Annotated in this window: 8 protein-coding genes and 1 pseudogene; 5 read left to right on the forward strand and 4 right to left on the reverse strand. The window is 60.9% G+C overall.

What is annotated here, in order from left to right:
- On the reverse strand, nt 1-1,495 hold a 1,495-nt coding region (locus M0954_RS27565; RefSeq protein ID WP_297356667.1), incomplete at its 3' end, for a UxaA family hydrolase.
- A 265-nt stretch (nt 1,496-1,760) separates the two neighbouring features.
- On the opposite strand from M0954_RS27565, the gene M0954_RS27570 reads away from it, so the two are divergent.
- Nucleotides 1,761-2,744 carry a LacI family DNA-binding transcriptional regulator gene (locus M0954_RS27570; protein WP_297356661.1) on the forward strand — a complete coding sequence of 328 codons (984 nt, stop codon included), beginning with the start codon at nt 1,761-1,763 and terminating at the stop codon, nt 2,742-2,744.
- Nucleotides 2,745-2,823: 79 nt separating this feature from the next.
- Entirely contained in the window at nt 2,824-4,260 is a 1,437-nt protein-coding gene (locus tag M0954_RS27575) for an MFS transporter (protein ID WP_297356663.1), read from the forward strand.
- A 3-nt stretch (nt 4,261-4,263) separates the two neighbouring features.
- Here the strand turns inward: M0954_RS27575 and M0954_RS27580 are convergent.
- Nucleotides 4,264-5,286, reverse strand: a pseudogene (locus M0954_RS27580) (2-dehydropantoate 2-reductase).
- Nucleotides 5,287-5,300: 14 nt separating this feature from the next.
- Nucleotides 5,301-6,065: a class II aldolase/adducin family protein gene (locus tag M0954_RS27585; protein ID WP_122157307.1), complete on the reverse strand. Its 765-nt coding sequence runs from the start codon at nt 6,063-6,065 to the stop codon at nt 5,301-5,303.
- A 116-nt stretch (nt 6,066-6,181) separates the two neighbouring features.
- On the opposite strand from M0954_RS27585, the gene M0954_RS27590 reads away from it, so the two are divergent.
- Entirely contained in the window at nt 6,182-6,886 is a 705-nt protein-coding gene (locus M0954_RS27590) for a Crp/Fnr family transcriptional regulator (protein ID WP_297356665.1), read from the forward strand.
- Nucleotides 6,887-7,024: 138 nt separating this feature from the next.
- Nucleotides 7,025-7,333, forward strand: coding sequence for a hypothetical protein (locus M0954_RS27595; protein WP_122157309.1), 309 nt, complete (start codon nt 7,025-7,027; stop codon nt 7,331-7,333).
- A 68-nt stretch (nt 7,334-7,401) separates the two neighbouring features.
- Here the strand turns inward: M0954_RS27595 and M0954_RS27600 are convergent, their stop codons facing one another.
- Entirely contained in the window at nt 7,402-8,016 is a 615-nt protein-coding gene (locus M0954_RS27600) for a rhomboid family intramembrane serine protease (protein WP_133893887.1), read from the reverse strand.
- Between the two features lie 384 nt (nt 8,017-8,400).
- Here M0954_RS27600 and M0954_RS27605 point away from each other — a divergent pair, with 384 nt between their 5' ends.
- Nucleotides 8,401-8,574, forward strand: coding sequence for a DUF2934 domain-containing protein (locus M0954_RS27605; protein ID WP_123386619.1), 174 nt, complete (start codon nt 8,401-8,403; stop codon nt 8,572-8,574).
- Nucleotides 8,575-8,829: the final 255 nt, after the last annotated feature.

The raw sequence follows: 8,829 nt of genomic DNA on the forward strand, positions 1-8,829 counted from the left end.
CGTGATCGCCCAGGCCGAGCAGTTCGCTGCGGGTGCGTTCGCCCGATGCGGCCCGCAGGATGTGCTGGAAGATGTCCTCGCCCATTTCTTCGATTGAGCGTTCGCCATCGAGGATCAGTCCGCAGTTGATATCCATGTCGTCGCGCAGCCGCTCGAACATCGGCGTGTTGCTCGCGAGCTTGATCGTGGGTGCGGGCTTCGAGCCGAACATGGAACCGCGACCCGTCGTAAAGCAGATAAGGTTTGCGCCGCTGGCGATCTGTCCGGTCACCGCGACAGGATCGTAGCCGGGCGAGTCCATGAAGACGAAGCCGGCGCGGTCGATCGGCTCGGCGTATTCGTAGACGGCTTGCAGCGGTGTCGTCCCGCCTTTCATCGCCGAACCGAGCGACTTCTCGAAGATATTGACGAGTCCACCTTGCTGATTGCCCGGTCCTACGACGCCGTTGAACTGGCCGTTGTGGCCGCGCGTGTACTGCTCCCACCACGTAAGGCGGTCGAGCAGTTTCTGGCCGACCTCCGGCGTCACCGCGCGGCGTGTCAGCATGTATTCGACGCCGTGAATTTCGGGGGTTTCGGAAAGAATCGCCGTGCCGCCGTGGCGCACCAGAATATCCATGGCCGCGCCCAGGGCTGGGTTCGCCGTGATGCCGGAAAAGCCGTCCGAGCCGCCGCATTCCAGACCGATCTTTATATGGCTCGCCGGCACCGGACGGCGGTGAATATCGTTAGCAGCCGGCAGCATGTGCTCTATGGCAGCGATCCCTGCCGTGATCGTCGCGCGGGTGCCGCCCTCGTCCTGCATTACCAGCGTGTGGACCGCGGCACCGGCGTGCAGACCCTGCGATTCGAGCAAGGCGCCGACCTGGTTGCGCTCGCAGCCGAGCCCAACGATCAGCACACCACCAAGATTCGGATGACGCGCATAGCCGGCGAGCGTGCGGCGCAGGACGTCGAAGTGTTCGCTAGGCGAAGACATCCCGCAGCCGCTGGTCTGCGCGAACGCGACCACGCCGTCGACATTCGGATAACGTGCGAGCCGCTCGGGCGTAAACCACGCGGCGATATTTTTGATGACCGTAGAAGAGCAGTTGACCGAGGCCAGAATGCCGATGAAGTTGCGCGTCGCGACGCGTCCATCGGGTCGAACGATGCCCTTAAAGATTGCCCGGTCGGCTTCTGCAACGTACTCGACCGGACGCACATCGAGGCAGAAACCCGGATCGCGTTCGAAATCGATCAGTTCAACGTTGTGCGTGTGGACGTGATCACCCGCCTCGATGTCGCGGGCGGCCCGCCCAATGATGGTGTCGTATTTGCGGATGGCCGCGCCCTGCGGGATACGTTGCGCCGCCACTTTGTGGCCCGCGGCAACCTGGGCGCGCATGCGGATGGCCGCATCGCCAATGGAAAGCTGTTGCCCGATGGACAACGCCTCGCGCGCGATCAATACATTGTCCGCGGCGTTAAGCCGGATTAGCGGCTCGTTTACCATCGTCTCGCCAGCCTGCGACATACGTGTCTCCTATCTCTGCAAGTCTTGTGGCGCCGGCTCTGCCCACGCCAACCGCTTATCCTCGTACAAATGTTACCGGTTTATGTAACCGGTAACATAGAGCGCATGGTAGTATGCTTTTGAGACAATTACCAGCAACTTTTTTCGGGCCTGAGTGATCAACGACGTGAGCAAAACGCCTACTTCCCTGCTTGCCCCTGTCGAACGAAGCGCCTCGCGGCGAGCCCGCAAGAACTCTGGTCGCGTGACGCTCAGCGATCTCGCGGCGCTCGTCGGCGTGACCAAGGTGACCGTCTCACGCGCACTGAATACGCCGGAACTGGTCTCTGTCGATACGCTGGAACGCATCCGCGAGGCGGTCCGGCAAACCGGCTACACCCCTGATCTAATCGCAGGATCGCTGGCATCGACACGCAGCGATCTCATCGTCGCCCTGATCCCCGCGATGGGCGGCAGCGTGTTTCAGGAAACCGTCGAGGCCCTCACAAGCGAGCTTGCCGCGTCGGGCTATCAGCTGCTGATCGGGCAAAGCGGCTATGACGAATCGCGCGAGGACGCCCTGCTCGATGCGGTGATTGGCCGCCGGCCGGCCGGCATCGTATTGACCGGCGTGGTTCACTCGCAGAGTGCGCGGCAAAAACTGCATGCGAGCGGCATCCCGGTTGTAGAGACCTGGGATCTGACGAGCGAGCCGATCGACATGCTGGTCGGCTTCTCGCATGAGCAGGTTGGCAAAGCCGCGGCGAAATTCCTGAAGAAGCGCGGCGCGCGGCGCCCCGCCGTTTTCACACCCAGCGACCGGCGCGCGCAGGCTCGCACCAAAGCGTTCCTCGAAGCATTCGGTAGTACCAAGGCGAGCGCTGCTATTCCCGTGGTGACGATCGAGTCGCCAGCAAATCTGGGGGACGGGCGGCGAGCGTTGAAGGACTTGCTTGAGAAGGATGCCGATATCGACGCTGTTTTCTGCGGCGCGGATAGTCTTGCGCTGGGCGTATTGATGGAAGCCGAGAGCCAGGGTATTGCGGTGCCTGGACGGTTGCGCGTGATTGGCTACGGTGACCAGAATTTTGCCAGGGACACCACGCCGCCGTTGTCGACCATGAGAATCGACGGCACGAGAATCGGTTCGCTTGCGGCGACCATGCTCGTCAATAGGATTGAAAACGGGCCGGACACCGAGCAGATGGTCGACGTCGGGTTTAGTCTGATCGAGCGGGAAAGCACCTGACGTCGCGGGCGCCAGATCGGCACCGCCCTGTTTCAATCCTTATTCATCGCTTCAGTTCGCAATTCAGGAGTATTGGCCGATGTCGACTTCGCCATCCGGTTCCGTGCGCCACGGCAGTTCTACGTTGGTCACGTCGCTGGTCGCCGCCGCGTTCTTCATGGAAAACCTCGACGGCTCGATTATCGCCACGGCATTGCCGCAGATGGCACAGTCGTTTCATATCAGGCCAGTAGAACTCAGTATCGGCATCACGTCTTACCTGCTGACCCTTGCCGTTTTTATCCCGATCAGCGGATGGATTGCCGATCGCGTCGGCGTTCGCAACGTTTTCACGGCGGCCCTCGCGATCTTCACTGGCGCATCGATACTCTGCGCCCTGACCGGCAATCTCGTCGAATTCACTGGCGCGCGCATCTTGCAGGGCATAGGCGGCGCAATGATGGTGCCCGTCGGACGCCTCGCTGTGCTGCGCGTTACGCCCAAGGAACAGCTGGTGCGCGCGATCTCGGTGATCACATGGCCGGGGCTAGTCGCGCCGGTTCTCGGGCCGCCACTCGGTGGGTTCATCACGACATACTTCACGTGGCGCTGGATTTTCTACCTTAACCTGCCGCTGGGCTTGATAGGAATAGTACTAGCCTGGCGCTTCCTCAGCGCGGAACGCGACACGCATTCCCGTCCTTTCGACGTACTGGGCTTTGTGCTGACCGGCCTCGCGGGCACCTCGGTCATGTACGCGATGGAGGCAATCGGCCGCGCCGACACGTCATGGCACTCGTCGCTAGTGTTTCTGGTGGTCGGCTTCGCGGCCTGCGCGATAGCGTGGTTCCATCTTCGCCGCACCGCGCATCCCATGATCGATTTGTCCGCGTTCCGGATCAAGACGTTCGTGGTTGCGATCTCTGGCGGTTCGCTATTCCGGATCTCGATCGGCGCAGTGCCGTTTCTGCTGCCCTTGATGTTTCAGGTCGGCTTTGGCATGAACCCGTTTCAGTCAGGCTTGCTGACGCTCGCTGTGTTTGCAGGCAATCTGTCGACGAAACTCGTTACGACGCAAATCCTGCAGCGTTTCGGCTTCCGGACCGTGCTCGTCTACAACGGCGCGTTTGCCGCAGTCACGCTTGCGAGCATGAGCCTGTTAAGGCCGACCACAGGGTATGGATGGATTCTGGGCGCACTGTTCATCAGCGGCGTCGCACGTTCGTTGCAATTCACCGCCATCAATACGCTCGGTTTCGCTGACGTTCCAAAACCGCAGATGAGCGGCGCCTCGACCTTATCGAGCACGATGAGTCAGATGACGATGGGGATGGGCGTCGCGGCCGGCGCAATCGCGCTGCGGATCGCCTCATGGTGGCACGGGCACGACGCTCAAACATTAGTGCCGGCTGATTTCAGCATCGCCTTTCTGATGGTGGCAGCGTTGAGCGTGATTGCGATATTCGATGTGTTTACGCTGGCCCCCGATGCTGGCGAACATGTCAGTGGGCATCGGCAGACCGTCGGCAAATCGTGACAGCTAAGCGGCTTTCGCCGCAGTCCGCAGCTCGCCTAACAGCGCTTTTCCTGACCATGCAGGGCGTGCGTCGGCTCGCTCGGCTTCGTGCACGAGTTGGCAGAGTCGTTCGTTCACCGGCGCCGTTTGCCCCAGACGTTGCGCGAGGCGTACGACTTCGCCGTTGATCCAGTCGATTTCCGTAGCGCGCCCTGCCGCCAGGTCATCGGACATGGACGAACGCGCAAGTGGATCGATCGTCAGCATCGCGCGACCCACGCGTTCAAATAACGCATCAGGTAAGCGAAGAACACTCGGTATCCATGTGGCCGGGAGCGGCGTTACTTTGACTGGCCGTATGTCGGCCCGCTTCAGAAGCGCGAGCGCCTCTTCCTGCGCCATAGCAAGGCAGACCCGGTACGCGCGTTGCGAAAGCTCTTCCTTGAGCGGCCGGTTCGCGAGCGCGTTGATTGCATTGTTGAGGTTGAGCAACAGCTTGGCCCACTGCACGGGCAGCATATCGGCGTGCTGGATCAGCGGCAGCCCTGCCTTCCTGAACGCGTCGACGAACGGCTGCATGGCTGGCGTATGCCGGATCTCCAGTTAACCGCCCGAGCCCTGATGAAACGCGCCAGGGCCACGTTCGGCGACATTGAATGGCACCATTCCTTCCAGCACCGTTTGCTGTGGCAGCGCGGCACGCAATACGTCCGCGTTGCCAACGCCGTTCTGGAAGCTCACGACGACCGTGCCGGGGCGAAGCACATTGGCCAGCTCTGCCGCGGCCGTAGGTGTCGCGGCAGACTTGACGGTTACGAGCACGAGGTCAGCGGCGGCGGCGCTCGCCGCGTCCGTTGATACGTCGATCCGCTCCGGTGGCGCATGCCAGCGGCTATCGTCGTGCCGCGACAGCGTGATGCCTCGATCGCGCAACTGGTCGGCCACGCGCGCACGTCCGATGAAGGTGACGTCGCTGCCCGCGGCAAGAAGCCGTCCGCCGACATAGCAGCCAATCGAGCCGGCGCCGTAGATAAAGATCTTTGCCATGCTGGTTCTCACTGTTAGTCAGCGTATCCGGGGCTACGGCGGTCAAGCCGGCGCAGCAGGCCTGGCCACGCCAACGCTCCTGGTGTGCCGCTGGTTACCGCACGGATCTGTTCCTTGATGCCGTCGAGGATCGGCTGCGGAATCTGAGTCAGCTTTGCGCCACCCGACTGGGCACGTACCTGAATCATGCAGGATGCCTCAAAGAAATACATGGCGACGAAGGCGTCCGCAGGCGAAGCGCCGACCGTCAGCAGGCCGTGGTTGCGCAGCATCAGATACGTATTGCTTCCGAGGTCCCGAACGAGACGCGGTTTCTCGGCTTCGTTAAGTGCGATGCCCTCGTAGTCGTGGTAGCCGAGCGATGCCAGCACCCCGAGCGATTGCTGGGAGAGCGGCAGCAAACCCGCTTCCTGCGCCGACACCGCAACGCCGTTGACCGAGTGTGTGTGCATCACGCAAAGCGCGTCTTCGCGGGCCGCGTGCACAGCGCTATGAATCGTAAAGCCAGCCGGGTTGACGTCGTAAGGCGATTCGACAACCTTGCGGCCGTTGAGGTCCACCTTGACCAGCGACGACGCGGTGATTTCGTCGAACATCAGGCCGTACGGGTTAATCAGGAAATGGTGTTCGGGGCCGGGCACGCGCGCCGAGATGTGCGTAAACACCAGGTCGTCCCAACCGAACAGCGCAACGAGGCGGTATGCCGCTGCGAGATTAACTCGCGCTTCCCATTCGGCAGGTGAAACGTCGTTCTTCAGACTGAGATCAGATGAGGCCACGTCGACACTCCTTATTCGATGATGCAAGCAAGGGATAACCCGGGACAACGGCGAGTCCCCATGATGTTCGCGAACCGGCCTAAAATCTGTCGGGTACACGACAGGTCGACGCGCCAATGGAATCCAGCCAGAACCGCTATCGGATGCAACTCGAAACGACGCCGTGGTTCCGCGGCCTGTCCGTCGAGTTGCGGGACTATCTGGTCAGCCATGCCAGCCTGGTCACGCTGGAAAGGGGCGAAGTCCTGTACCGGCGTGGCGAGCAGTCTTCCGGTCTGTATGCCGTGCTGGGTGGCGCGCTTGCCATCGGCACAGTCGGGGTGGATGGGAAGGAGGCGTTGCTCGCAGTGCTTGGGCCGACTGCTTGGGTGGGGGAAATCTCGCTGTTCGACGGGCTGCCGCGGCCCAACAATGCCACCGCCGTCAGCAGGACGCTCCTGCTGCACGTGCCCGAGGCCGCGCTGAAAGATCTGCTCGACACTACGCCCCGCTATTGGCGCGATTTTGCGTTGTTGATGGCGCAAAGACTCCGGCTTTCGTTCGACAACGCTGAAGCGATGACCTTGTTACCCGCGGCGCAGCGCGTGGCGAACCGCTTGCTGTCGATCGCGGGCGGGTATGGCGGTCTCAACGCGGCTCAGAGCAGGATAAGGCTCTCGCAGGACAGTCTCGCTTCGATGGTGTCGCTGTCGCGACAGACCACGAATCAGTTGCTCAAGAACCTTGAGAGTCAACGGATAGTGAGTTTGAAGTCCGGGGAGATCACCATTCTGGATTTCGACCGGTTGCGTGCGGCTAGTCTTGGGGATCTCGACACGTGAGGAGTGTCGGTTTCGTTCGGCTACGCGCTACACGCATTCGAAAAAACCTTCAAGCCGAATATGCCCGCAAAAATCTGTTTCGCGTGGCTTATAGTTTGGTTATGCTGGTCTCAATCGACACGACTACGTGGAGCCGACATGGAAGTGAGCACAGAAACGCTTGTTGACATGCTGCGGGAGGTGGAGGCTGACGACCCCATCGATTACGCGGACCTCCCGTTTGGTGAGCAAGAGCTCAGACGTCTCGTGATGAGTTCGCTGGTCGAGCGTCATCATCTGGTCGAAGCAGGCATGTCGGTCTCCGACGTTCACGCGCTGTATCTGCTGAGCACGGCCAAGCTGGTCCTGGAAAACACGGTGCTCCACGCGAGACTGCTGATGCTCCAGGGCCAACAGGTCGATGTGCAGTCACTGCTAGCGCCCTTTACCCTGAAAGGGAAGCCGTAACTTACGCGGCGCCAGTCGATCGAATTCAGCACGTCGCCAAGGCTCGTTCAGGTAAGACCTCCGCATCATCAACGTCGCGCACCGCGAGCCGCTGCGCGCGCAGCAAGAATTCCGCCCAGCGCGCCACCAAGATGGCTTTGCCACGACACGCCGGGATAAATCGGCATGAGACCGAAGAGCATGGTCAACCCATAGCTGCCCGCCACAAACAGCGCCACCAACATCGCGAGAATCTGTCGCGTGTAGTAAGCCCGTGCAACCAGGTAACCAGCGTAACCAAACACCAGACCACTGGCGCCGATGTGCACCGTGTAGGGCGCACCGAGCAGCCAGGCGCACAGGCCTGCGCCAAGCATCGCGCCGATTGTCGCCTGCCAGAAGTTCGCGATGCGCGGCCACATGCATAACCAGCCCAGGATGATCAGTCCACCCGTGTTCGACACGATATGCATCACGCTTGCATGCAACCACGGGGCGAACAGGATGCCCTGCAACCCGCTGAGCGTACGCGGCACCACTCCGTGTCGATTCAATTGCAGGAACGGCAAGGCGGCGGATAGAAAAAACACTATCCACATAGAGCCGACAAAGGCGGCCAGAAGGACAATGCGCGCCCTGAGCTGTGCGAACAGTGAGTCAGTGGTGGAGGTCGGGCGTGCGAGCCGTATCGAGGGTTGCGGCATGACGAGTCACTTTACCAATGCGCCATCGGCGGCCCTGCAATGGGCGATGTGAAGTAAGGAATTGAGGTGCCCTTCAGGCTGTCCAGGCAGGCTGTTTTCAAGTCCGTTTCATTCCTGTCGACAGTGAACCTAGAGGAGAGACCATCGGGAATCCCAGGGTGGTCGCGTCGCGAGCCTGCCCCTTTTGACATGCATAGTAGCGGAATCCGATTTGCCCGGTAAAGTTAATGCCGGACAGGTGACCGTCACAGCAGGACGCAGCGGTGAGGTACAGATGGACGAGATTTCCGCACCGCGGCACAGCGTTTGCTACGCACTGACACCGACGCCGTGCAGCAACAGCGCGGAAATCAATCCAACCGCATCGAGTGCCCGGAGGCTCAAATGGATTTCCCCGTTACCGAAGAGCAAATCAGAACGCTCGCCTTTTACCTGTGGGAGAAAGACGGCAGTCCAGAAGGCAAGTCCGACGAGTACTGGTTAAAGGCGCAGAGGCAGCTGGCCGGCGAGGACAAGATACAGGACGAGCCACCTTCCGTAACGCCAAACGACGTCTGAAATGCGGACGCTTTGTCTTCCGGTTAGCGCAGGTCAACTTTGATGCAAGCGCAGAGGCGCCAATCAATAAGCGGCGAAGTCCAGAGTATCATCAACCCATCACGCATTCGGAGGGGCTGAATTGCCGATACCCGCAAGCAACATCAAACTCGCTGTTCTGATTCCCTGCATGCTGTTTAGCGCAAGCTCGTGGGCCACCGACATCCAGTGCGAGAGCACGCGGCAGCCTGCCCAGCGGATTATTTGCGACCACGC

Origin of the sequence: Paraburkholderia sp. (assembly GCF_026225065.1) — a bacterium.
Classification (GTDB): Bacteria; Pseudomonadota; Gammaproteobacteria; order Burkholderiales; family Burkholderiaceae; genus Paraburkholderia.

Coding starts and splice junctions, on each gene's coding strand:
- M0954_RS27575 (WP_297356663.1), top strand. CDS start 2,824: ATGTCGACTTCGCCATCCGGTTCCGTGCGCCACGGCAGTTCTACGTTG.
- M0954_RS27590 (WP_297356665.1), top strand. CDS start 6,182: ATGGAATCCAGCCAGAACCGCTATCGGATGCAACTCGAAACGACGCCG.
- M0954_RS27595 (WP_122157309.1), top strand. CDS start 7,025: ATGGAAGTGAGCACAGAAACGCTTGTTGACATGCTGCGGGAGGTGGAG.
- M0954_RS27600 (WP_133893887.1), bottom strand. CDS start 8,016: ATGCCGCAACCCTCGATACGGCTCGCACGCCCGACCTCCACCACTGAC.
- M0954_RS27605 (WP_123386619.1), top strand. CDS start 8,401: ATGGATTTCCCCGTTACCGAAGAGCAAATCAGAACGCTCGCCTTTTAC.